Below are 21,132 nucleotides of genomic sequence, written 5' to 3' on the forward strand. Positions count from 1 at the left end.
TCACCATGCGGAACTAGGACTGCACGTACCCCTGTGGGTTGACGGTGTCGACCCACAGGTCCACGCCCAGGTCGCTGCCGGGCACGCAGTCATAGACCGACAGGTCGGTGACACCGGAGTCCACCAGCACGTCTTCGCACAGCAGCGAGTTGCCGGTGTATTCGGTGGCCGGCTTGGTCACGATGGCGTAGGCGGCATCGGCGTAGACGTCGGGCGTGCGGGCTCGCGCCATCGCTTCGTCGCCGCCGAGCAGGTTCTGCACCGCGGCGGTCGCGATCAGGGTGCGCGGCCACAGCGTGTTGGACGCGATCCCGTGCGAGCGCAGCTCTTCGGCCATGCCCAGTGCGCACAGGGTCATACCGAACTTGGCCATCATGTACGCGGTGGGCTTGAGCCATTGGGGCTCCAGCCGGATCGGCGGGGACAGCGTCAGGATGTGCGGGTTCTCGCGGCCGATCATGTGCGGAATGCAGGCCTGCGACACCGCGTAGGTACCGCGCACCTCGATGCCGTTCATCAGGTCGAAGCGCTTGAGCGGTACCTCGAGGATCGAACCGAGGTTGATCGCCGAGGCGTTGTTCACGCAGATGTCGATGCCGCCGAACCGCTCGACCGTCGCGGCCACCGCACCTGCCACGGAGTCTCCGTCACGGATGTCACCGACGATCGGCAGCGCCTGTCCGCCGGCCTCTTCGATCTCGGCGGCCGCGGTGTAGATGGTGCCGTCGAGCTTCGGATGGGGTTCGGCGGTCTTGGCGATCAGCGCGATGTTGGCGCCGTCGGCCGCGGCCCGCTTGGCGATCGCCAGGCCGATGCCACGGCTGGCACCCGAAATGAACATGGTTTTCCCGGAGAGCGGGCCTGTGTTGGGCATGGCTGTCAGCCTATGCCGTGGAGGTCTGCTGCGGGTGGCCGGCGCTCAACGCCGGACCGTTTGCGGTGGCCCGGCACTTTCACATCTGACAACCGGCTTACGACGTAAACTGAGGCACCAATCGCCACCGACATGCGGATCGGGTGATCTTCGTGTCGGAGCACTGAGAAGGGGTGGTCTGGTGGATGGCGGGGTGGACGCTGCGGCCACGGGCGACGGCCTGCGCTCGTCGCCGCAGTTGAGCCGTGACGGGATCCTGGAAATGGCCATCGACTTCATTGACCGCCAGGGCCTGTCGAAATTGACGATGCGCGCCTTGGGTGCGGCCTGCGGCGTCGAGGCGATGGCGCTCTACCGCTACGTGCACGGCCGCGGCGACCTGCTCAGCGGCGTGGTCGACCACATCATCGATCGGCTCTACGCCGATCAACTCGCGGCGCGGCGCCAGGAAGACGGCTGGCAGGACTACCTCATGCGGCTGGCTCACGGCGTACGACAGATCGCCCTTGATCATCCGGAGGTCTTTCCGCTGGTCGCCACCCAAGCGCCGGAGGCGCCGTGGGTTCGGCCCCCGCTGCGCAGCCTGCGCTGGATGGAAAGTTTCCTCGACACGCTGATCTCGTACGGATTCGACGACGGCGCCGCGGTGGCGGCCTACCGCTCCTACACCACATTCCTGATCGGTCACCTGCTGTTGGAAGTGTCCGCGCGCGGCGCCGCACTGCACCCGGACGAGGTCCTGCTCGATGACGGTGGCGAGCGGGCGGGGCGCAATCTGACCGACTACCCGCACCTGCGGCGCCTGCAGCCGATGTTGTCGCAGGATCGCAGCACCGCCGAGTTCGAAGAGGCACTGGAAGCCATGCTGGATCGACTGGAACTGCTGCTCGCCCAACGCTGAGGCAATCGGCGCCACCTTCTGGGGTTTACGTTGTAAACATCGGGGTATGTCTCGTGGTGCAACGTCACATGAGGGAGGAGCTTCACGATGGGACTGGCAGACAAGGCCAAGAACGCCGCACAGGACGTCGCGGGCAAGGCCAAGGAAGCCGCCGGCAAGGTCACCGGCGATGACGGCCTGAGGAACGAGGGCAAGGCCGACCAGGGGAAGTCCAGCCTGAAGAAGGCCGGCGAGAACATCAAGGACGCCTTCAAGGACTGACTGGCGCAAACGCCGCCCCGTGCGCTGACTACGGCGCGCGGGGCGGCGGCGCATTCGTGGGGTGACCCCGGGCCGCGAGGGCTCGCGGACACCGCCCTGGGGGTCTGCCCGCCCCGGTTTACAACGTAAACAAACCGGCGTAGCTTCGACCCCATGCTGTCCGGTTTACGGCGTAAACTCACCCGCTGCGCGGTTTGGCGCCGCACCTCGGCCGCCTCGGAGGGGGCGGCAGTAGCTGGCGCCACCGCATTGGTGGTCGGCGGCTTTCGCGGGGATAGGGCGTTCGTCGCCCAGGAGGGCCCTGCGGAAGACCAGCTGCACGTCCTGCTGGAGCGCCGCGGCTCGGCGCTGCTGGTCCGTGCGGGTGGCAGCATCGACGCGTCCAACGTCACCGTCTGGCGCCGCCTGGTCGGCGAGGCGGCCGAGGTCGCGACCGCGCCCGGACCGTTGATCATCGATACCAGTGGACTGGAGTTCATGGGAATCTGCGCCTTCGCGGTGCTGGTAGAGGCATCGGTCGGCTGCCGCCGGCGCGGTATCAGGCTTTGCCTGGTCAGCGATCAGCAGATCGTCGCCCGGGTGGTGGCCGCCGCGGGTATCGATGCCGCATTGTCGTTCGCCGCGACCGTCGACGACGTCCTCGGTGACGCCCCCCGCGACGAACCCGGTTCGGTTCTGGAGGGCTGAACGGCTGACGGCCCGGTCAGGGAGCCTGAATGTCGGCGGTGACCGCACCGGTCAACCGGATCAGGTCCGCGGGCGCCACCGCTACGTCCCAGCCGCGTTGGCCCGCGCTGCACAGCACCCGGTCGAAATCCAGCGCCGAGGCGTCCACCGCCGTCGGCAGTGCCTTGCGCTGCCCGAAGGGCGAGATCCCGCCCAGCACATAACCGGTCGCCCGTTGTGCCGCCGCCGGGTCGGCCATGGTGGCCTTGGGCACCCCGAGTGCGGCGGCGACTGCCTTCAGTGACAGCTTCGCCGGCACCGGTAGCACCGCCACCGCCAGACCGTGCGGGACGGTGATGACCAGCGTCTTGAAGATCTGCTCGGGCCGCACGCCGTCCGGCCCCTCGGCCGCGAGCTGCTCGACGGCTTCGGCGCCGAAGGCGTGCTGGTCCGGCTCGTGCCGGTAACGCAGCACCTCGTGGGGCACCTGCGCGGCGATCAGGGCCGCGATAGCTCGGGTTGCCGCGCGACTCACCGCGCCAGGATACGGGCCGGAAATAGCGCCATGGCCGACGCTGTTGAGTAAGGCAGTTCGTGTGGTCGCTGCGCCAAGTCGTCGATCACGGCCCTAGGATCGGAAAGGAGTCGCCGATGTCAACGGCGATCGGTCTGCTGGAACGCAAGCTATCGGCTGGGCCGGTTGCGGGCACCGCGACAGAAGGGACAGCGGCGATCGAGATGGCTGACGGCGAGAGTGCGTCCGGTACCGGAACCGAAGCTTCGGCAGAAGCCAAGGCCCCGGTGCGTTCCGATGAGACCGACGAGCAGCTGACCGCTCGGTTCGAACGCGACGCGATTCCCATGCTCGACCAGCTCTATGGCGGTGCGTTGCGCATGACGCGCAATCCTGCCGATGCCGAGGATCTGCTGCAGGAGACCATGGTCAAGGCCTATGCCGGGTTCCGTTCGTTTCGGGAGGGCACCAACCTCAAGGCGTGGCTGTACCGCATCCTGACCAACACCTACATCAACAGCTACCGCAAGAAGCAACGCACGCCTGCCGAGTACCCGACCGACAAGATCACCGATTGGCAGCTGGCGGCCACCGCCGAACATTCGTCGACGGGGCTGCGCTCGGCGGAGGTGGAGGCCTTGGAGTCGCTGCCCGACACCGAGATCAAAGAGGCGCTGCAGCAGCTTCCCGAAGAGTTCCGGATGGCGGTGTACTACGCCGACGTCGAAGGGTTCCCCTACAAGGAGATCGCCGAGATCATGGATACGCCGATCGGCACGGTGATGTCGCGCCTGCACCGCGGTAGACGACAGTTGCGCGGTCTGTTGGCCGACGTCGCCCGCGACCGTGGATTCATTCGCGATGGCCAGGCTCCCGAGGAGGTGTCGTCGTGACCGAGCGCTCGCGAGACTGCAACACCTCGCCGGCCGGGGGCGGGTCCGACGCCGACTGCTCGGAGGTGATCGCCGAGGTATGGACGCTGCTGGACGGCGAGTGCACGGCCGAGACCAAGGCCAAGCTGCGCCAGCACCTCGAGGAATGCCCGGGCTGTCTGCGGCACTACGGGGTCGAGGAACGGATCAAGACGCTGATCGCCAGCAAATGCAGTGGTGACAAGGCTCCGCGGCGGCTCTATGAGCGGGTGCGGCTGGAGATCAGTCGGACCACGATCATCCACCGCGAGGGCTAAGGCGATCGCAAGCGCGGCGGAGCCGGGCGAAGCGGGTCGCCGTCGCGGCATAGATCTAAAAAGACCCAGACTTGGGCGCTAACCGAAGCAAGCCCGGCCTGCGGCCGGGCTTGCGATCAGCTGTGCTGGCGATCAGCGAACTGGACCTACGCTCTAGGCGTTGGGTCGCTTGCCGTGGTTGGCTTTGCTGTGCTTGCGATCGCGCTTCTTGCGGCCACGTTTTGCCATGATTGGCCCTCCTAGCAGGTATACCGGCTGACCAGTCTCTCATGCCGCCGGGTGTGACGCGGTGGCGGGGCCTCCCGTCGGCCCCGCCACCGCAGCCACCGCGCCTGTATTCGCCTCAGTGAAAGGTCCGCGCACCCGCCAGGGTCTGCGGCACGAGTGCCGGCGGGGTCGGCGGGGCCGGCGGGGTTTCGAGCGCGGGACCCGCGGACATGGGCGCACCGGGCGGCGTCAGCGAGCTGACGTCGGTCGGCATGATCGAACCCACCCCTGGCACCACCTTGTTGAGCATGCCGTTGAGTACCTGCAGGAAGGAGTTCGCGGCGTTCACACCGGCCGCGGAGCTTCCGGCGGCGGGGCCGGGCATGCCGAGCGGGGTGGGGGCGCCCAGCGGCGTGGGCACGCCGAGCGGGCTGGGGGCGCCCACGGGAGCCGGGGTGCCGAGCGGGGCCGGAATCGGCATGGGGTCATCGACCAGCGTCGGGGCAGCTTTGGCAGACGCAACGCCGAATCCGAGCGTGGCCAGCGTCATCGCGCCGGCGCAGACCAACGTCAGCCGGACTCGTGGCTGGGCAAAACGGTTTACAGACAACGCGCTACTCCTCAAGTTCGATCTCGACTTGTGCCGCGTCACGGCGATTTCGTCACGCGTTCAAAACACTCGAGTAACGGTGCTATGCAATTGTCACAGGAGAAACACGACACGATCACGGATCGAACTCTCTACGTCCTCTTATTTATCTTGGAGTTCGCTTACCCGAGCGCCCTGCCCGACGGGCTGAGGCGGTTGTGGTTCGATAGGGCCTAGCTTTTTGGATGTACGTAATCGTCGACTGGGTGATGAACGAGGTGAAGATGGCCGAGGACGTTCGCGCGGAGATCGTGGCCAGCGTGCTCGAAGTCGTGGTCCGCGAGGGCGACGAGATCAACGAGGGCGACACCGTGGTGCTGCTGGAGTCGATGAAGATGGAGATCCCGGTGCTGGCCGAGGCCGCGGGCACCGTCAGCAAGGTAGCCGTGCAGGTCGGTGACGTGATCCAGGCCGGCGATCTCATCGCCGTGATCAGCTGATCGCAGCCGGTGTGAACGGCGCAACCTAGCCGATGTCCACACTCGGTGACCTGCTCGCCGAACACACCGTTTTGCCCGGCAGTGCGGTGGACCACCTGCATGCCGTGGTCGGGGAGTGGCAACTGCTGGCGGACCTGTCGTTCGCCGACTACCTGATGTGGGTTCGTCGTGACCCGGACGCCGACGGCGCATTGGTGTGCGTGGCGCAATGTCGGCCCAATACCGCGCCCACGGTGCTGCTCAGTGACGCCGTCGGCACCGTCGTGGTCCCGGAATGGATGCCGCTGGCGGTTGCGGCGTTCGATTCCGGGACGATTTGGCGCGAAGGCTCGGAAGGCTCTGCCGGACAACGCAATATGGAAGCGGTGCCGGTCCGGCACGGCGGCCGTATCGTGGCCGTGCTCACCCACCAGACCGCGTTGACGGGTGGGCGCGAATCCAGCCGGTTGGAAGCGGCGTACCTGGACTGCGCCGCCGACCTGGTGCACATGCTCTCCGAAGGCACCTTCCCCGACGTCGGCGACATCGCGGTGTCGCGCTCGAGTCCGCGGGTGGGCGATGGCTTCATCCGGTTGGCCGTGGACGGCACCGTCCGCTACGCCAGCCCGAACGCGGTGTCGGCCTACCACCGCATGGGGCTGGCCGCCGAGCTGGCCGGTCACGACCTGGTCGCGATCACCCGGCCGCTGATCTCGGACCCGTTCGAGGCGCACGAGCTGGCCGAACATGTGCGTGAGTCACTGTCGGGCGGATCGAGCATGCGGTTCGAGGTCGACGCGGCCGGGGCGGTGGTGCTGCTGCGTACCCTGCCGCTGATCGTGCATGGCCAGCCGGCGGGGGCGGCGGTGCTGGTTCGCGACGTCACCGAGGTGAAGCGCCGCGATCGCGCGCTGCTCTCGAAGGACGCGACCATTCGAGAGATCCATCATCGGGTGAAGAACAATCTGCAGACCGTGGCGGCGCTGCTGCGCCTGCAGGCCCGCCGCACAGCCAGCACCGAAGGCCGCGAGGCGCTGCTGGAGTCGGTGCGGCGGGTGTCGTCGATCGCCTTGGTCCACGAAGCGCTGTCGATGTCGGTCGACGAGGTGGTGAACCTCGACAAGGTGATCGACCGGATCCTGCCGATGATGAACGACGTTGCCAGCGTGGATATCCCGATCCACGTCGCCCGGATCGGATCGATCGGTTCGCTGGACGCCGACCGGGCCACCGCGTTGATCATGGTGATCACCGAACTGGTGCAGAACGCGATCGAGCATGCCTTTGAGGCAGAGGCGGACCGCCGTGCCGTGACCATTCGAGCCGAGCGCTCGGCACGTTGGCTCGACGTCGTGGTCCACGACGACGGTCACGGGTTGCCGGAGGGGTTCCGGCTGGAAACCTCCGACCGGCTCGGGCTGCAGATCGTCAACACACTGGTGTCGGCGGAGCTCAACGGCTCGCTGACCGCTCGAGACGCACCGGGCGGCGGGACCGAGATGGTGCTGCGCATTCCGGTCGGCGGTCGCCGCCTGCGCCAGGCGTTGTGAAATCGGGCCCGACACAAAACGACGCGGCCCCGACCAAGTCGGGGCCGCGTCGTTGTCTGTCTGAGGGTCAGACCCCGCTGCGCGCCCGGGTACGGGCGTTGCGGCGCTTGAGCGCACGACGCTCGTCCTCGCTCATGCCGCCCCACACACCGGCGTCCTGGCCGGTCTCCAGCGCCCAGGTCAGGCACTCGGTGACCACCGAGCAACGGGTGCAGACCTGCTTAGCGGAAGCAATCTGAGCGAGAGCCGGCCCGCTGTTTCCCACCGGGAAGAACAGCTCCGGGTCCTCGTCGCGACAGACCGCCTTGTGGCGCCAATCCATAGGTCTCCAACTCCTTACTTTGGGCGCAGCGGAGTGCGCTAGTGCTTTTCGGCTGTTATAAGCGGCGCAAGAAATGATTACGGCTTGCTCCGATCGCTCGATCGTGTCACAGCCTGGACAGATGTCAAGGGTGCGCTTTATCACGTGGCCCAGGTCACGTTTGCGAGGGGCTGCTCCCAGCATGCCCTCGCGGGTGTACTACAGTGGGCTTAACTGTGCGCTCATCGAGCGATTTGAGCGCTATCTCCGCAGGTCAGCGGGATTTCTCCACCAGGGGCGCGACGACGCTCAGGGCGTCGGGTACTGCGCGGAACGTCATCGTGCTACGCAGCCCCAGATATTCGCCATCGATCTGAGTCGCTATCGGTGTGTCGCCCGCATCCACCCGCAATGCGGCCACGTCGTCGTCGCGGATGAGCTGTTTGGCGCGCAGCTTCGGCCGTTTCGACAGCATCTGCCGCACTAGCCTCAGCGTGGGTAGAACCTTCATGCTGGTGGTCGCGAACACGCCCATGCCCGCCTCGAAGGTGGTGGCGGGGTTGGTCCACACGCATCGCTCGTCGGCGTAGGTCCACGGCGCGCAGTTCGAGACGAACACGAAATGCACCCCTTCGACCGGTGGGTCGTCGCCCAGTTGCAGGGTCAACGTCGGCGCGCGACGGGTGGTGGCCAGCACCGCGGGGACCGCCGCGCGGATATAGCGCAGCGGGGTGACGGCGTTGCCCTTCTCGCGTTCGGCTTCCACCGCGGCCACCACCTCGCCGTCGACCCCCATACCGGCGTTGAGGACCGACCACCGCTCGCCGCAGTCGATGAGACCGATCCGGCGCCACGTGGGGCGGCCCCCAGGGGGGTTGATCAACTCGATGAGCTGGTTGGTCGCGGCGATCGGGTCGGCTGCGATGCCCAGCGAACGGGCGAACACGTTGGCCGACCCGCCGGGCACCACCGCCACCGCGGGCAGGTGCGCCGGAGGTGGCGAGCCGGGGGTGCCGAGCAGGCCATTGACCACACCATGCACGGTCCCGTCACCGCCATGCGCGATGACCAGGTCGATGCCGTCGCGGCACGCGGCCTGGCTGATCTCGATCGCATGGCCGCGATAGTCGGTGTGCACCACGGTCAGGTCCAGGCGGCTCTTCAGCGCGTGGGCAAGTAGGTCTCGGCCCGCCGGCGTGGTGGACGTGGCATTGGGGTTGACGATCAGCACGGCACGCACGGGATACGAGTCTATGGGCATCGAGGATGTGGGACCGGGTGGTTACGCTGGCGGCGTGAAAGCCGTCGCTGACTCACCGCGCGCTGTATGGGGTGCGGGCCTGATCGTTGCAGTGCAGGGCGTGGCCGCGCTGGCGGTCGCGGCGGTGTTGGTGCTGCGGGCATTTGCCGGCGCGGACCAGCACGACGCGAATGGCTACGGTACTGCAGCATGGTTCGCCTTCGTCGGTGCCGCCGTCTCGGCAGCCGGTTGGGCGCTGCTGCGGGGCCGGCGGGTTGGGCGCGGCATAGCGGTGTTCGCCAATCTGCTGCTGCTGCCGGTCGCCTGGTACCTGGGGGTGGGCTCACACCGCTGGGGCTACGGCGTGGCGGTCGGCGCGGCGGCCGTGGCGGTGTTGGCGGCGTTGTTCAGTCCGGCGGCGCTGCGCTGGGCGGAACGGCGCCCATAGCCGACAGGATCGTGTGGAACTTCGTCACGGTTTCGGCCAGTTCCTCATCCGGGTCGGATTCGGCGACGATCCCGCCGCCGGCATGGGCCAGGGCCGATCGGCGGTCGGCGGACAGTTGCGCGCAGCGGATCGACACCACCCAGCGGCCATCACCGCCGGCGTCGCACCAGCCGACCGCCCCTGCGTAAAAGCCCCGGTCGCCCTCCAGTTCGGTGATGAGGTCGACCGCAGTCGCCGTCGGCACCCCGCCGACCGCAGCCGTCGGGTGCAGAGCCAGCGCCAAATCCAGTGCGGTGATGGAGGTGTCGCGCAGCCGGCCGGTGATCGGGGTGTTCAGGTGCCATACCGCGGAGGTGCTGCTGAGCTGCGGCGCCGGCGCGATGTCGAGTTCGGTGCACAGTGGCTCGAGTGCGGCACGCAGCTGGTCGACGACCAGCTGATGCTCGTGGCGGTTCTTGCCGGACTCGGCCAGCGCGGCGCCGTTGGCCGCGTCAACGGCGCGGTCCGGTGAGCGCGGCGCCGAGCCGGCGAAGGGTCGGCAGGTGACCCGGTCGCCGTCGCGGGCGACCAACAGCTCCGGGCTGGCGCCGACCAGGACGGAGCCGGCGTAGGCCGGCCCGGCCGCACTCAGGTCGACCAGATAGCCGTAGCCGCTCGGGTCGGCGGCGACCAACCGGTGCAGGAGTGTGTCGGCGTCCAGCGGGGCATCGGCGGCCAGGCGCAGCCCGCGGGCCAACACCACTTTGTGCAGGGATCCGTGCGGTGCGGTCAGTTCGTCGAGGGCTCGGCGGATCCGGGCGCGGTGCTCGTCGGGCTGCGGAATCTGCGCGACAACGTGGACCGCCGGCAGCGCGGCGCCACGCGCGGGCGGCAGCTCCTCGTCGCGTCGCACCCCGCGTGGGACGAACAGTGCCGCGGCGGAATTCGGGCGGAAAGGCAACGCGCCCACCACAATCGGTGCTTCGCCGCAGGAAAGTGCGGCCTGGGCGGCGGCGACATCGGCGAATCCGGTTGTCATCGTGTCGGCCGACAGCGTCCCAGCGGGTCCGGACAGCACGAACGTCGGTGTCGGCAACCTCAGGCTCCCGGTCCGGTCAACCCGAGTGCGACGAGCTGGCGCACCCCGTGTTCGAAGCCGCAGACGGCCAGCGACGCCACGGCCATCCCGAACCGCGCTCCATCGGCCAACGGCAGCTCGAGCCAGCGGGTGATCACCGCCCGGGAGAAGTGGCCGTGACCGACGAACACCACATCACGCGAGGCGAGCTGCCGCAGCGCCAACGCGACCATCCGGTCGGCGCGGTCGCTGACCTGCGCCACCGACTCACCGCCGGCACTGCCGTGCGTCCAGATCAGCCAGTCGGATTCGGACTGGCGAATCTGTGCGGTGGTCAACCCTTCGTAGCGCCCGTAGTCCCACTCGGCGAGGTCGCCAGAGATCTCATCGACGTGCAGTCCGGCCAGCTCGGCGGTCATCTGGGTGCGGCGGCGCGGGCTGCAGATCACCAGCGGGTTGTCCAGCGCAAGCTTGGTCAGCGTCGCTCGGGCGGCGGCGGCCTGGCGCCGCCCCACCTCGGTCAACTCCAGATCGGTGCGTCCAGTGTGCCGACCACTTTGGGACCACTCGGTTTCGCCGTGACGCAGCAGCAGAAGTCGGTGCTCCTCGATCCCCACGCCCGTCGATTCTGCCCGACGGCGGACACCGACCGGCGTTTGGTGCTCCCGCGGGGCAAGCCGTGCCAGTATGTCGGTGTGACGGGGATGCGGATCTTGGCGGTTGCCAACCAGAAAGGCGGCGTGGCCAAGACCACGACGGTGGCGTCGCTGGGTGCGGCGATGGCCGAGCTGGGCCGGCGGGTGCTGCTGGTCGACCTCGACCCGCAGGGCTGTCTGACCTTCTCGCTGGGGCACGACCCCGACAAGCTGCCGGTATCGGTGCACGAAGTGCTGCTCGGTGAGGTGGAACCCAACACCGCGCTGGTGCCGACCGACGAGGGGATGACCCTGCTGCCGGCCAACATCGACCTGGCCGGTGCCGAGGCGATGCTGCTGATGCGGGCCGGCCGCGAATACGCCCTGCAGCGGTCGCTGGCCAAGCTGGACGACGAGTTCGATGTGGTGGTCATCGACTGCCCGCCGTCACTGGGTGTGCTGACCCTCAATGGTCTGACCGCGGCCGGCGAGGTGATCGTGCCGCTGCAATGCGAGACCCTGGCGCACCGAGGTGTCGGCCAGTTCCTGCGCACCGTCTCCGACGTCCAGCAGATCACCAACCCCAAGCTGCGTCTGCTGGGAGCGCTGCCCACGCTCTACGACTCGCGCACCACCCATAGTCGCGACGTTTTGCTCGACATCGCCGACCGCTACGAGCTGCCGGTGCTGGCCCCGCCGATCCCGCGTACGGTGCGTTTCGCCGAGGCCAGCGCATCGGGCGCGTCGGTGATCGCGGGGCGCAAGAACAAGGGCGCGCAGGCCTATCGGCAGCTGGCCGAGGCGTTGCTCAAGTACTGGAAGAACGGCAAGACGCTGCCCACGTTCACCCCCGAGGTCTAGCGCCCTTTCGCGCGAGCGTGCCGCCCTTTCGCGCGAGCGTGCGCGTCTGTACGGCGACACGCCGGTTGGCGGCGTACGACTATGCACCCTCGCGCCGGCGGAGCTGGGCGAAGCGGGTCGCCGCCATCAGCCCAGCGCGACGACGGTGTCGCCGCGCTGCTCCAGCACGGTCGGACCCGACACCGCCGGAAACACCGTCGAGACCCCGGGTGGACGACCGACCGGGATGATCCGTTCGGCAGTGCCGGTGTTCTGGTCGAAAACGCCGACCCCGTCGGTCACCGGGATCAGCAGGCGGCCGGCCATCGCCGCCGCCGGCCCGAGCGGAACCGCGGCTCCCGAGCGCGGGATGGTGTAGCGGTAGGTCAGGGTTCCGGAGTCGAACACCATCACGGCATCGCCGGTCCACCAGCAGATCAGCCCGGTGGGCCGCGACACCGGCAGTGCGGCGCTGTCGGGGGAGGGCTTGGCGGGCAGCAGAGTCTTGGCGATCGTGCTGCCGGTCTGGTCGACGACCTCCACCCGGGGCTGTGGGGTCGGCAGATAGATCGCGGTGTTGGCGCCGGCGTCCGAGTCGGTCACCGCAAGCACCCGTGCGCCGGAGTCGGCTGTCACTCCGCGCTCGGCGATGTGCTGGGTCTCCGGCTCGTCTTCTTCCTTGCCCGCGCGCAGCAGGGTCAGTTGCAGGTCTGTCTGGCCCGGGCAGGCTTCCAACACCGAGACCGCCGAGGAGGCTGCCGCCGCCGAGACCAGGGTGCAGCCCTGGCCGCGGCCGCGTGCCGACGGCTTCACCCGGGCGTCGATCTCCCCGTAGGACAGCACGCGGACCAGGTCCGAACGCCACAGTTCCAGGCGGGTGGAGCCGACGGAGAGCACCGAACTGCCTTCGGAGGTGACCCGCACGGTCCGGTCGGCGTAGCTGGTTCGGGCCGGTCCGCGCAGGCCGTCCGCGGCGACGACTGAGCTCACCTGACCGCAGCCGCGGGCATCGGGGTAGACCGCGACCGCATACCGGTAGATCCAGGAGACCCCGCACAGGTCGACGTCGCGCGAATAGCTCCAGCGCTCCTCCCCGGTGGCCGGGTCGCGCCCGCTCATCTTCGGGCCCTCGCCGGTGATCACCGTGCCGGAGACCAGCACCGGTGCCCAGGTGGCCGGACTGGACGTCGTCCACAGTTGAGACAACGCTGCCGGCACCATCGCCGCCGATGGGGGATTGGTCGCCGAGTCCGATGCGGGCCGGCTGATCGTGGTGCGGGCATCACTGGTCCACCAGATGACCACCCCGACAACGACGACCACGACCGCGATCACCGCCGCCGCGACCAGATCGCCGGAGGTGCGCCGCTCGGGTCGCACCATCTGGGCGGCCTAGCTCAGCTGCCGTTCGCGGCAGCGGCCGCGGCCTTGTTCGGACGCCGACGGCGGCGACGACGCGGGGCACTGGGCCCGGTGGCGTCGGAGGAGGGGGCGGTGCCGGTCTCACCCGTCTCGACGGTCGGCAGGGCGCCGTCGGCCGCGCCCGCCTGACCGCCCCCGCGGGTGCGCCGCCGCGACCTGGTGGTGTTGCGGGGTGCCCGCTGTCGGTCGGCGGCCGTCTCGCGGGTCTCGCCTTCGGGCCGCTTGGCCGGTGACCGGCGCGCCTGGCCGATGGAGCTGCCGGCGTCGGTGGGAATGTTCAGCTCGGTGAACAGGTGCGGAGAGCTGGAGTAGGTCTCCGCCGGGTCCGGGCAGCACAGGTTGAGCGCCTTGTCGATCAGGGTCCAGCGAGCCAGCTCGTCCCAGTCGACCAAGGTGACGGCGACACCGGTCTTGCCGGCGCGGCCGGTGCGGCCGATGCGGTGCACATAGGTCTTCTCGTCGTCGGGGCACTGGTAGTTGATGACGTGCGTGACGTCGTCGATGTCGATGCCGCGGGCGGCCACATCGGTGGCCACCAGCACGTCGATGTCGCCGGTGCGGAACGCCTTGAGTGCCTTCTCGCGAGCCACCTGGTTGAGGTCGCCATGCACCGCACCGACCTTGAACCCGCGCTCACCCAGGTCGTCGGCGACCTTCTGGGCGGTCCGCTTGGTGCGGGTGAAGATCATCGTGGCGCCGCGGCCACGGGCCTGCAACACCCGCGCCACCAATTCGGCCTTGTCCAGCGCGTGCGCCCGGTAGACGAACTGCTCGGTGGCGTCGTGCACCGCCGACGAGTGCGGCGCCTCGGCGCGGATGTGGGTGGGCTGGTTCATGAAGCTGCGGGCCAGCGTGATGATCGGGCCGGGCATGGTCGCCGAGAACAGCATGGACTGCCGGTCGTCGGGGATGCGGGCCAGGATGCGCTCGATGTCGGGCAAAAAGCCCAGGTCCAGCATTTCGTCGGCCTCGTCGAGCACCAGCACGGCCAAGCCGCCCAGCTGCAGGTGTCCCTGCTGGGCCAGGTCGAGCAGCCGGCCCGGGGTGCCGACCACCACGTCGGCGCCGGCCTTCAGTGCTTCGATCTGCGGTTCGTAGGGCCGGCCGCCGTAGATGGCCTGCACCGACAGCGGACGGTCGCCGGCGGTCAGGTACTTGGCCGCGTCGGCCAGGTCGCCGGAGACCTGGATGCACAGCTCACGGGTGGGCACCACGACCAACGCGCGGGGCGCACCGGTCAGCGGTCGGTCCGGGCTGGTGGTGACCCGCTGCAGCAGCGGGATGCCGAAACCGTAGGTCTTGCCCATGCCGGTGCGGGCCTGGCCGATCAGGTCGTCGCCGGCCAGGGCCAGCGGCAGCGTCAGCTCCTGGATCGCGAAGGCGTGCTCGATACCGTCCTCGGCAAGTGCGCGGACGATCTCGTCGCGAACGCCCAGTTCGGCGAAGCTCGGAGGGGTGGTGGGGACGGTGGTGGAGATCAGTGGGGTCATGCGCGGGCAGATGCCTTTCGAAGTTGGCGCGGTATGTCAGTCGATCGCGGTGCGGGTCGGGGCGCACACACTGCGACGGTCGATACTTTGCCCATCATTCGAAGGCACCGCCGGGGGCCCTGCACTCGCCTAGTAGGCGGGCCAACCGCGTGTACGCACATTGCGCGGCAGCGCCGAATAGGCACTGCCTGGGGCTCATACTACCTGGTCGGGCCGGGCATCGGTCCACCGCCGCGGAACGCCTACAGTGTGGTGATGAATTCGGTTCCCTCCGCCGACGCGGAAGCGCAGACTTCCCCGCCGCGGCTGTCCGCCGATCATCCCGGTGTCAACGAGCTTTTCGCGGTCCTGGCCTACGGCGAGGTGGCCGCGTTCTACCGGCTCACCGACGAAGCCCGGATGGCGCCCGATCTGCGTGGCCGGATCTCGATGGCGGCGATGGCGGCCGCGGAGATGGGCCACTTCGAACTGCTCCGCGAAGCGCTTGAGCGCCGCGGTGTCGACGCGGTCGCGGCGATGTCGAAATACGCTAACGCCCTTGACAATTACCACCGGTTGACGATGCCGAGCACCTGGCTGGAGGCATTGGTCAAGACCTACATCGGCGACGCGATGGCCGCCGACTTCTACCTGCAGATCGCCGACGGGCTGCCCGACGAGGTGGGCGACGTGGTGCGTGCGGTGCTCGCCGAGACCAAGCACTCGCAGTTCGTCGTCGACGAGGTGCGCGGCGCGGTCACGGCCAGCACCAAACAACGCAGCCGGCTGGCGTTGTGGTCGCGCCGCCTGCTCGGTGAGGCGATCACCCAGGCCCAGTACGTGTTGGCCGACCGCGACGAACTCGTCGATCTGGTGGTATCCGGGGCGGCCGGGCTGGCCCAGCTGGCCGGGTTCTTCGACCGTCTCCAACACACCCACGACGAACGCATGCGCGAGCTGGGGTTGGCCTAGCGCGTCGCCGCGATAATGTCAGCGGGTGACCGGCGGGCGTGCCCAGGACCTGCGTGACCTCGCGCGGCTGCGGCGCGTTCGGGACCGGATCGACCGGGACTACGCCCAACCGCTGAACCTGGAAGCACTGGCTCGCGACGTTCACCTGTCCACGGGGCACTTGTCGCGACAATTCAAGCTCGCCTACGGCGAATCGCCGTACTCCTACCTGATGACCCGGCGGATCGAACGGGCGATGGCACTGCTGCGGTGCGGGGACATGAGCGTCACCGAGGTCTGTTTCGCGGTCGGCTGCTCCTCGCTGGGGACGTTCAGCACCCGCTTCACCGAACTTGTCGGGATGCCACCGAGCCGCTATCGGGCGGAGACCAGGCACCTCACCGAGGGCATCCCGTCGTGCCTGGAGAAGCAGGTCACCAGACCGATCAGGAATCGAGAAGCCCCGGCCGGCGCGCGGCACTTACCGTGACCGCTATGAACATCACCATTCACTCGAGTTTCCTACCGCACGACGATCCGGAAGCCTCCGTCGCCTTCTACCGCGACGCGCTGGGCTTCGAGGTGCGTCTGGATGTCGGTAAAGGCACGATGCGCTGGATCACGGTCGGTCCTCCCAATCAGCCCGACACCTCGATCGTCTTGTGTCCGCCGGCGGCCAACCCCGGGATCACCGACGAGGAGCGCCGCGTCATCGCCGAAATGATGGCCAAGGGGACCTACGGCACGCTTCTGCTGGCCTCCGACGATCTTGACGGTGTCTTCGATCGGCTGCAGGCGACGGACGCCGAAGTGGTCCAAGAGCCGACGCAGCAGCCATATGGCGTGCGAGACTGCGCTTTCCGTGATCCCGCCGGCAACATGGTTCGCATTCAACAACGCTGAGAAGTCCGTTATCGCCGAGGGCGAACAGTCCGGTGCGCACCAACCGGACGCCCGTCCACTAGCCTGCTTAGCAACGCCCAACGCAAACGAAAGGGGCCGGCGTGGAGGTCAAGATCGGGGTCACCGACAGCGCGCGCGAACTGGTGATCAACAGTGCGCAGACGCCCGATGAAGTCGAGAAGCTGGTCGGCGCCGCGTTGGGCAAGGGCGCGGAGAGCGCGGGACTGCTGTCCCTCACCGACGAAAAGGGCCGTCGCTACCTGGTGCAGGCCGCCAAGATCGCCTACGTGGAGATCGGCGTGGCCGACAGCCGCCGGGTCGGTTTCGGGATCGGTGCCGACGCCGCTACCGCGTAAGCGGCACGTGTGACAGACCGCCCCAGGCGAACGCCACCGTCCCGTCGACGGCATCGTCCTTGGAGATCGGGCGGTCACTGTCCAGCCAGTACCGGGCGCAGTCGACGCTGATCGCGACCAACCCCACCGCGACCATCCGGGCGCGGTGCGGGTCCAGGCCGGAGTCACGGCTGACCAGGTCGAAAATCGCGTCGATGCACGACTCGGTGGCGACCCGCACCTGGACCGCTACCTGTGGCTCGGCGACGTTGTCGTTCTCGAAGATCAGCCGGTAGCCCTGGCTGTCGTGCTCTATGAAGTCGAAGAATGCCTGCACCGCCGAACGCAACCGCTGGCGGTTGTCGGTGGTGGTCCGCAGTGCCTGACGGACACCGGAGACCAGGTTTTCCACGTGCCGGGCCAGCACCGCCAGGTACAGCTCCAGCTTCGACGCGAAGTGCTGGTAGAGGATCGGTTTGCTGACGCCGGCCCGCTCGGCGATCTCGTCCATGCCGGCAGCGTGGTAGCCGCGGTCGACAAATACATCGCTGGCGGCGATCAGCAGCTGACCGCGTCGCTCGTCGCGGGGTAGCCGGCTGCCCCGACGGCCGCCCCCAGTCGACGCCTTGGCGCCGCTCGAGCGGCGGCCGGACGGCTGGGCGCCGTCCCGTTCTGCCGTGTCGATCGGTTTGCTCATCGACTCCTCAATCTGGTTCGGCCGGACGCCTGGGACTGGGTCCGCGACGGCCGGTGCGTGAGAGCGAGACTACGCGCTGCAGCCGTCACTTCCACCAGCGACATCCGCCAGTCCGCTGCCGATCAGCATTTCGAAGTCCTCGCAGCACCCTCCTGGCGTGCCGCAGAGTCCCAGCTCGCAGACCTTGTGCCATTCTGGGACGGTGACCTACGACCCGGGGCGAAGCGGCGGCGGTCGAGCCCCGGTGCTGCGGGATCGCTTCCGCGAGCCCCTGCGCGCCCAGCGTGACCCACTCGCGGCCGGTGCCGGGCGGCTGCGCTCCGACCGTGATGTGCACCGCCAGTGGCGCAAGCAGTCGTGGCTGGGCAGGTTCGTGTCCACCTATGGTTGGCGCGCCTACGCGCTGCCGGTGCTCATGGCTCTCACCGTCGTGGTGGTGTATCAGACGGTGACCGGCACGGGAGTGCGCACTCAGGCCGCCGACGACACAGTCCAGGGCCCGCCGACGATCGGATCGGCCGGTACTTCGATCATCGGTGCGCCGCCGCGCGGCCTCACCGAGTTCGACGTCAACCTGCCGACCGGCGTGCTGCCCAACGGCGGCCCGTTCACCGAAGCCGGCGACATGTCCTGGCACGTCATACCGGGAACGGAGCCCGAATTCGGTCAAGGCACCGAGAAGGTGTTCGCCTACACCATCGAGGTGGAGAACGGCATCGACACCACCGCGTTCGGCGGCGACGAGGCTTTCGCCCGGATGGTCGACCAGACCCTGCGCAACCCCAAGGGTTGGACGCACACCCCGCAGATCGGGTTCGTGCGGGTCGACGGCAGCAGCCCGATCACCCCGGATTTCCGCATCTCGCTGACGTCGCCGATCACGGTCCGGGAGGGCTGCGGCTACGAGATTCCGCTGGAAGCGTCCTGCTACAACCCGTCCTACGGGGCAAGGTCGGAGCCACGGGTGTTCGTCAACGAAGCCCGCTGGGTTCGCGGTGCCGTGCCCTTCCAGGGCGACATCGGGTCCTATCGGCAATACCTGATCAACCACGAGGTCGGTCACGCTATCGGCTATCAGCACCATGAGCCGTGCGACAAGCAGGACGGGCTGGCGCCGGTGATGATGCAGCAGACGTTCGGCACCTCCAACGACGACGCGGCGAAGTTCGACCCGGACTGGGTCAAGCCCGATGGAAAGACCTGCCGCTTCAACCCCTGGCCCTCGCCGATCGCCTGAGCCGGTCAGCTGCCGTGGGAAGGGTTCCCCGCGGTTTGTCGTTGCCCCCAGCAGCTGCTGTGATGGATTGGCGGACGCGACGTTGAGGAGATTGCCCGGTGCCGAATTCACTGCCGCCGCTGGTGGAACCGGCCGGCGAGCTGACCAGGGATGAAGTGGCGCGCTACAGCCGGCACCTGATCATTCCCGACGTCGGCGTGCAGGGGCAGAAGCGGCTCAAGAACGCCCGCGTGCTGGTGATCGGCGCCGGCGGACTGGGTGCGCCGACGCTGCTGTATCTGGCGGCCGCCGGCGTCGGCACCATCGGGATCGTCGACTTCGACGTCGTCGAAGAATCGAACCTGCAGCGCCAGGTCATCCACGGGATCTCCGACATCGGCCGCGCGAAAGCCGAAAGCGCCCGAGACTCGATCGCCGAGGTCAACCCGCTCGTACGGGTGCAGCTGCACCAGGTGCGGCTGGAGGCGTCCAACGCCGTCGAGCTGTTCGAGCAATACGACCTGATCCTGGACGGCACCGACAACTTCGCCACCCGCTACCTGGTCAACGACGCAGCGGTCTTGGCGCACAAGCCCTACATCTGGGGATCGATCTACCGCTTCGAGGGCCAGGTGTCGGTGTTCTGGGAGGACGCCCCGGCCGATGAGGCCGGCAATGAGCGCGGCCTGAACTACCGCGACCTGTACCCCGAACCCCCGCCGCCGGGAATGGTGCCGTCGTGCGCCGAGGGCGGTGTGCTCGGGGTGCTGTGCGCCTCGATCGGGTCGGTGATGGGCACCGAAGCGATCAAGCTGATCACCGGTATCGGAGAACCGCTGCTGGGCCGGCTGATGATCTACGACGCCCTGGAGATGAGCTACCGCACCATCGCGATCCGCAAGGACCCCGCCACGCCGAAGATCACCGAGCTGATCGACTACGACGCATTCTGCGGCGCGCTCTCCGAACAGGCCGCCGAAATGGCCGCCGGGTCAGCGATCACCCCGGCCGAGCTGCGCGAGCTGCTGGACTCCGGTCAACCGTTGACGCTGATCGACGTGCGCGAGCCCGGAGAGTGGGCGATCAACCGTATCGAGGGTGCGCAGTTGGTCCCGCAGTCGACGATCAACACCGGTGAGGGCCTGGCAAAGCTTCCGCAGGACCGAATGTCGGTGCTGTACTGCAAGACCGGTGTCCGCTCTGCCGAGGCCCTGGCCACCCTGAAGAAAGCCGGATTTGCCAATGCAGTCCATCTGCAGGGCGGAATTGTGGCGTGGGCCAAGCAGATGCAGCCCGACATGGTCATGTACTAGGCGCCAGAGACCCGGTGAAACCGTGCATACGGCGGTGACCCGCCGCGCCCGGCTCCGCCGTGCTTGCGATCACCGCGGTTAGTCTTATCGCGTGACCATCGAGCCGCCGCCCGAACATGTGCTGGCGACGTTCGGTATTCGCAACGTTTCGCCCACTCCGCTCGGTGCCGGCTGGGAAGACGGCTGGAGGTGCGGGGAAGTTGTCCTGTCGATGGTCGCCGACCATGCCAGGGCCGCGTGGTCGGCGAAAGTACGCGAAACGCTGTTCGCTGACGGCATCCGCCTGGCCCGCCCGGTGCGCTCCACCGACGGACGCTATGTGGTGTCGGGTTGGCGAGCAGACACCTTCGTCGGCGGCAGCCCCGAGCCGCGCCATGACGAGGTGGTGTCGGCGGCGGTTCGGCTGCACGAAGCCACGTCCAAGTTGGAGCGGCCCCGTTTCCTGACCCAGGCGCCGGTGGCGCCCTGGGCCGACGTCGACGTGTTCATCGCCGCGGACCGGGCCGCCTGGGAGGAACGGCCGTTCGCCTCGCTGCAGGCCGGTGCCCGGCTGGCCCCGGGCTCGGTGGACGGTCAGCGGTCGATCGACCTGATCAACCAGCTGGCCACCTTGCGCAAACCCACCAAGAGCCCCAGCCAGTTGGTGCACGGCGACCTGTATGGCACGGTGCTGTTCTCCGGCGCCGCGGCGCCCGGCATCACCGACATCACGCCGTACTGGCGGCCGGCCTCGTGGGCTGCCGGGGTGGTGGTGGTGGATGCCCTGTCGTGGGGTGATGCCGACGACGGGCTGATCGAACGCTGGGAAACGATGCCCGAGTGGCCGCAGATGTTGCTGCGGGCGTTGATGTTCCGACTCGCAGTACATGCGCTGCACCCGCGCTCGACCGAGGAGGCGTTCCCCGGGCTGGCCCGCACGGCGGCGCTGGTGCGTCTGGCGCTCTAGCCTCTCGTTTCTCGTTTCTCGCCGAACGTGTACTCAGCACGGGATTTCGGCCCTCAAAGTCAAGTGGCTAGTGCAACGCCGCTAGGCGGCTTGATCGAGGAGGGCGGCTAGGCGTTGGGCCGGGGTATC

General features: G+C 68.3%; 27 protein-coding genes. 16 read left to right on the forward strand and 11 right to left on the reverse strand.

The window, feature by feature from the left end:
- Window positions 1-13: 13 nt before the first annotated feature.
- Complete coding sequence (locus ACJH71_RS11660; RefSeq protein WP_406758166.1) at window positions 14-874, reverse strand: SDR family oxidoreductase; 861 nt, start codon at window positions 872-874, stop codon at window positions 14-16.
- Window positions 875-1,136: 262 nt separating this feature from the next.
- On the opposite strand from ACJH71_RS11660, the gene ACJH71_RS11665 reads away from it, so the two are divergent.
- From ACJH71_RS11665 to ACJH71_RS11675, 3 genes are all read left to right on the forward strand, one after another.
- Entirely contained in the window at window positions 1,137-1,775 is a 639-nt protein-coding gene (locus ACJH71_RS11665; RefSeq protein ID WP_406758205.1) for a TetR/AcrR family transcriptional regulator, read from the forward strand.
- 87 nt (window positions 1,776-1,862) lie between these two features.
- A complete protein-coding gene (locus ACJH71_RS11670; protein WP_406758167.1) occupies window positions 1,863-2,036 on the forward strand; it encodes a CsbD family protein in 174 nt (57 codons plus the stop codon).
- Window positions 2,037-2,189: 153 nt separating this feature from the next.
- On the forward strand, window positions 2,190-2,723 hold the full coding sequence (locus tag ACJH71_RS11675; RefSeq protein WP_406758168.1) for an anti-sigma factor antagonist: 534 nt from the start codon (window positions 2,190-2,192) through the stop codon (window positions 2,721-2,723).
- Between the two features lie 16 nt (window positions 2,724-2,739).
- Here the strand turns inward: ACJH71_RS11675 and ACJH71_RS11680 are convergent, their stop codons facing one another.
- Window positions 2,740-3,237, reverse strand: a complete 498-nt coding sequence (locus ACJH71_RS11680; protein WP_406758169.1) for an aminoacyl-tRNA deacylase — start codon at window positions 3,235-3,237, stop codon at window positions 2,740-2,742.
- Window positions 3,238-3,440: 203 nt separating this feature from the next.
- Here ACJH71_RS11680 and ACJH71_RS11685 point away from each other — a divergent pair, with 203 nt between their 5' ends.
- Together ACJH71_RS11685 and rsrA are read left to right on the forward strand one after the other, a co-directional pair.
- The gene (locus ACJH71_RS11685; protein ID WP_406758206.1) at window positions 3,441-4,109 is read left to right on the forward strand and encodes a sigma-70 family RNA polymerase sigma factor; all 669 of its coding nucleotides are present in this window, start codon (window positions 3,441-3,443) and stop codon (window positions 4,107-4,109) included.
- Window positions 4,106-4,405: a mycothiol system anti-sigma-R factor gene (gene rsrA, locus ACJH71_RS11690; protein WP_406758170.1), complete on the forward strand. Its 300-nt coding sequence runs from the start codon at window positions 4,106-4,108 to the stop codon at window positions 4,403-4,405. Before ACJH71_RS11685 ends, rsrA begins: the two co-directional genes overlap by 4 nt.
- A gap of 153 nt (window positions 4,406-4,558) precedes the next feature.
- On the opposite strand, the gene ACJH71_RS11695 is transcribed toward rsrA, so the two are convergent.
- The gene (locus ACJH71_RS11695) at window positions 4,559-4,633 is read right to left on the reverse strand and encodes a 50S ribosomal protein bL37 (protein WP_011728008.1); all 75 of its coding nucleotides are present in this window, start codon (window positions 4,631-4,633) and stop codon (window positions 4,559-4,561) included.
- A 115-nt stretch (window positions 4,634-4,748) separates the two neighbouring features.
- Window positions 4,749-5,222 (reverse strand): hypothetical protein, encoded by a 474-nt coding sequence (locus ACJH71_RS11700; RefSeq protein ID WP_406758171.1) that lies wholly within the window; start codon window positions 5,220-5,222, stop codon window positions 4,749-4,751.
- 263 nt (window positions 5,223-5,485) lie between these two features.
- Between ACJH71_RS11700 and ACJH71_RS11705 the strand changes: the two genes are divergently transcribed.
- Together ACJH71_RS11705 and ACJH71_RS11710 are read left to right on the forward strand one after the other, a co-directional pair.
- On the forward strand, window positions 5,486-5,701 hold the full coding sequence (locus ACJH71_RS11705; protein ID WP_406758207.1) for a biotin/lipoyl-binding carrier protein: 216 nt from the start codon (window positions 5,486-5,488) through the stop codon (window positions 5,699-5,701).
- 32 nt (window positions 5,702-5,733) lie between these two features.
- Window positions 5,734-7,230, forward strand: coding sequence for a sensor histidine kinase (locus ACJH71_RS11710; protein WP_406758172.1), 1,497 nt, complete (start codon window positions 5,734-5,736; stop codon window positions 7,228-7,230).
- Window positions 7,231-7,297: 67 nt separating this feature from the next.
- On the opposite strand, the gene ACJH71_RS11715 is transcribed toward ACJH71_RS11710, so the two are convergent.
- Together ACJH71_RS11715 and ACJH71_RS11720 are read right to left on the reverse strand one after the other, a co-directional pair.
- Window positions 7,298-7,552: a WhiB family transcriptional regulator gene (locus ACJH71_RS11715; RefSeq protein ID WP_024443658.1), complete on the reverse strand. Its 255-nt coding sequence runs from the start codon at window positions 7,550-7,552 to the stop codon at window positions 7,298-7,300.
- Window positions 7,553-7,805: 253 nt separating this feature from the next.
- Window positions 7,806-8,771, reverse strand: coding sequence for a diacylglycerol/lipid kinase family protein (locus tag ACJH71_RS11720; protein WP_406758173.1), 966 nt, complete (start codon window positions 8,769-8,771; stop codon window positions 7,806-7,808).
- Window positions 8,772-8,826: 55 nt separating this feature from the next.
- On the opposite strand from ACJH71_RS11720, the gene ACJH71_RS11725 reads away from it, so the two are divergent.
- Window positions 8,827-9,219 (forward strand): hypothetical protein, encoded by a 393-nt coding sequence (locus ACJH71_RS11725; protein ID WP_406758174.1) that lies wholly within the window; start codon window positions 8,827-8,829, stop codon window positions 9,217-9,219.
- Here the strand turns inward: ACJH71_RS11725 and ACJH71_RS11730 are convergent.
- Window positions 9,179-10,237: an isochorismate synthase MenF gene (locus ACJH71_RS11730; RefSeq protein WP_406758208.1), complete on the reverse strand. Its 1,059-nt coding sequence runs from the start codon at window positions 10,235-10,237 to the stop codon at window positions 9,179-9,181. The two genes, ACJH71_RS11725 and ACJH71_RS11730, sit on opposite strands and share 41 nt — an antisense overlap.
- A gap of 59 nt (window positions 10,238-10,296) precedes the next feature.
- Window positions 10,297-10,893, reverse strand: a complete 597-nt coding sequence (locus ACJH71_RS11735; protein WP_406758175.1) for an acid phosphatase — start codon at window positions 10,891-10,893, stop codon at window positions 10,297-10,299.
- 78 nt (window positions 10,894-10,971) lie between these two features.
- Between ACJH71_RS11735 and ACJH71_RS11740 the strand changes: the two genes are divergently transcribed.
- A complete protein-coding gene (locus ACJH71_RS11740) occupies window positions 10,972-11,772 on the forward strand; it encodes a ParA family protein (RefSeq protein WP_406758176.1) in 801 nt (266 codons plus the stop codon).
- A 126-nt stretch (window positions 11,773-11,898) separates the two neighbouring features.
- Here ACJH71_RS11740 and ACJH71_RS11745 read toward each other — a convergent pair whose 3' ends face one another.
- Together ACJH71_RS11745 and ACJH71_RS11750 are read right to left on the reverse strand one after the other, a co-directional pair.
- Window positions 11,899-13,134, reverse strand: a complete 1,236-nt coding sequence (locus tag ACJH71_RS11745; RefSeq protein ID WP_406758177.1) for a hypothetical protein — start codon at window positions 13,132-13,134, stop codon at window positions 11,899-11,901.
- Window positions 13,135-13,148: 14 nt separating this feature from the next.
- A complete protein-coding gene (locus ACJH71_RS11750) occupies window positions 13,149-14,651 on the reverse strand; it encodes a DEAD/DEAH box helicase (protein ID WP_406758209.1) in 1,503 nt (500 codons plus the stop codon).
- Window positions 14,652-14,918: 267 nt separating this feature from the next.
- Here ACJH71_RS11750 and ACJH71_RS11755 point away from each other — a divergent pair, with 267 nt between their 5' ends.
- The 4 genes from ACJH71_RS11755 (at window position 14,919) to ACJH71_RS11770 (ending at window position 16,852) form a co-directional block, all read left to right on the forward strand.
- The gene (locus ACJH71_RS11755; RefSeq protein WP_406758178.1) at window positions 14,919-15,614 is read left to right on the forward strand and encodes a ferritin-like fold-containing protein; all 696 of its coding nucleotides are present in this window, start codon (window positions 14,919-14,921) and stop codon (window positions 15,612-15,614) included.
- A gap of 25 nt (window positions 15,615-15,639) precedes the next feature.
- Window positions 15,640-16,083 carry a helix-turn-helix transcriptional regulator gene (locus ACJH71_RS11760; protein WP_406758179.1) on the forward strand — a complete coding sequence of 148 codons (444 nt, stop codon included), beginning with the start codon at window positions 15,640-15,642 and terminating at the stop codon, window positions 16,081-16,083.
- 5 nt (window positions 16,084-16,088) lie between these two features.
- Entirely contained in the window at window positions 16,089-16,496 is a 408-nt protein-coding gene (locus ACJH71_RS11765) for a VOC family protein (RefSeq protein WP_406758180.1), read from the forward strand.
- Window positions 16,497-16,597: 101 nt separating this feature from the next.
- The gene (locus tag ACJH71_RS11770; protein ID WP_406758181.1) at window positions 16,598-16,852 is read left to right on the forward strand and encodes a DUF3107 domain-containing protein; all 255 of its coding nucleotides are present in this window, start codon (window positions 16,598-16,600) and stop codon (window positions 16,850-16,852) included.
- Here ACJH71_RS11770 and ACJH71_RS11775 read toward each other — a convergent pair.
- Window positions 16,842-17,528 (reverse strand): TetR/AcrR family transcriptional regulator, encoded by a 687-nt coding sequence (locus ACJH71_RS11775; RefSeq protein WP_406758182.1) that lies wholly within the window; start codon window positions 17,526-17,528, stop codon window positions 16,842-16,844. The genes ACJH71_RS11770 and ACJH71_RS11775 overlap by 11 nt on opposite strands.
- A gap of 202 nt (window positions 17,529-17,730) precedes the next feature.
- On the opposite strand from ACJH71_RS11775, the gene ACJH71_RS11780 reads away from it, so the two are divergent.
- The 3 genes from ACJH71_RS11780 to ACJH71_RS11790 all read left to right on the forward strand — a co-directional run bounded on the left by ACJH71_RS11780 (window position 17,731) and on the right by ACJH71_RS11790 (window position 21,003).
- Window positions 17,731-18,765, forward strand: a complete 1,035-nt coding sequence (locus ACJH71_RS11780; RefSeq protein ID WP_406758183.1) for a DUF3152 domain-containing protein — start codon at window positions 17,731-17,733, stop codon at window positions 18,763-18,765.
- Between the two features lie 98 nt (window positions 18,766-18,863).
- On the forward strand, window positions 18,864-20,057 hold the full coding sequence (gene moeZ / locus ACJH71_RS11785; RefSeq protein WP_406758184.1) for an adenylyltransferase/sulfurtransferase MoeZ: 1,194 nt from the start codon (window positions 18,864-18,866) through the stop codon (window positions 20,055-20,057).
- Window positions 20,058-20,148: 91 nt separating this feature from the next.
- The gene (locus ACJH71_RS11790; protein WP_406758185.1) at window positions 20,149-21,003 is read left to right on the forward strand and encodes a TIGR02569 family protein; all 855 of its coding nucleotides are present in this window, start codon (window positions 20,149-20,151) and stop codon (window positions 21,001-21,003) included.
- Window positions 21,004-21,132 lie beyond the last annotated feature (129 nt).

It is taken from the genome of Mycobacterium sp. SMC-15, assembly GCF_045310925.1.
Classification (GTDB): domain Bacteria; phylum Actinomycetota; class Actinomycetes; order Mycobacteriales; family Mycobacteriaceae; genus Mycobacterium.

What these genes read in the sequence shown, in the direction of transcription:
- ACJH71_RS11660 (WP_406758166.1), bottom strand. Translation starts at nt 874, where the DNA reads ATGCCCAACACAGGCCCGCTCTCCGGGAAAACCATGTTCATTTCGGGT.
- ACJH71_RS11665 (WP_406758205.1), top strand. Translation starts at nt 1,137, where the DNA reads ATGGCCATCGACTTCATTGACCGCCAGGGCCTGTCGAAATTGACGATG.
- ACJH71_RS11670 (WP_406758167.1), top strand. Translation starts at nt 1,863, where the DNA reads ATGGGACTGGCAGACAAGGCCAAGAACGCCGCACAGGACGTCGCGGGC.
- ACJH71_RS11675 (WP_406758168.1), top strand. Translation starts at nt 2,190, where the DNA reads ATGCTGTCCGGTTTACGGCGTAAACTCACCCGCTGCGCGGTTTGGCGC.
- ACJH71_RS11685 (WP_406758206.1), top strand. Translation starts at nt 3,441, where the DNA reads ATGGCTGACGGCGAGAGTGCGTCCGGTACCGGAACCGAAGCTTCGGCA.
- ACJH71_RS11705 (WP_406758207.1), top strand. Translation starts at nt 5,486, where the DNA reads ATGGCCGAGGACGTTCGCGCGGAGATCGTGGCCAGCGTGCTCGAAGTC.
- ACJH71_RS11710 (WP_406758172.1), top strand. Translation starts at nt 5,734, where the DNA reads ATGTCCACACTCGGTGACCTGCTCGCCGAACACACCGTTTTGCCCGGC.
- ACJH71_RS11715 (WP_024443658.1), bottom strand. Translation starts at nt 7,552, where the DNA reads ATGGATTGGCGCCACAAGGCGGTCTGTCGCGACGAGGACCCGGAGCTG.
- ACJH71_RS11730 (WP_406758208.1), bottom strand. Translation starts at nt 10,237, where the DNA reads ATGACAACCGGATTCGCCGATGTCGCCGCCGCCCAGGCCGCACTTTCC.
- ACJH71_RS11745 (WP_406758177.1), bottom strand. Translation starts at nt 13,134, where the DNA reads ATGGTGCGACCCGAGCGGCGCACCTCCGGCGATCTGGTCGCGGCGGCG.
- ACJH71_RS11755 (WP_406758178.1), top strand. Translation starts at nt 14,919, where the DNA reads ATGAATTCGGTTCCCTCCGCCGACGCGGAAGCGCAGACTTCCCCGCCG.
- ACJH71_RS11765 (WP_406758180.1), top strand. Translation starts at nt 16,089, where the DNA reads ATGAACATCACCATTCACTCGAGTTTCCTACCGCACGACGATCCGGAA.
- ACJH71_RS11775 (WP_406758182.1), bottom strand. Translation starts at nt 17,528, where the DNA reads ATGAGCAAACCGATCGACACGGCAGAACGGGACGGCGCCCAGCCGTCC.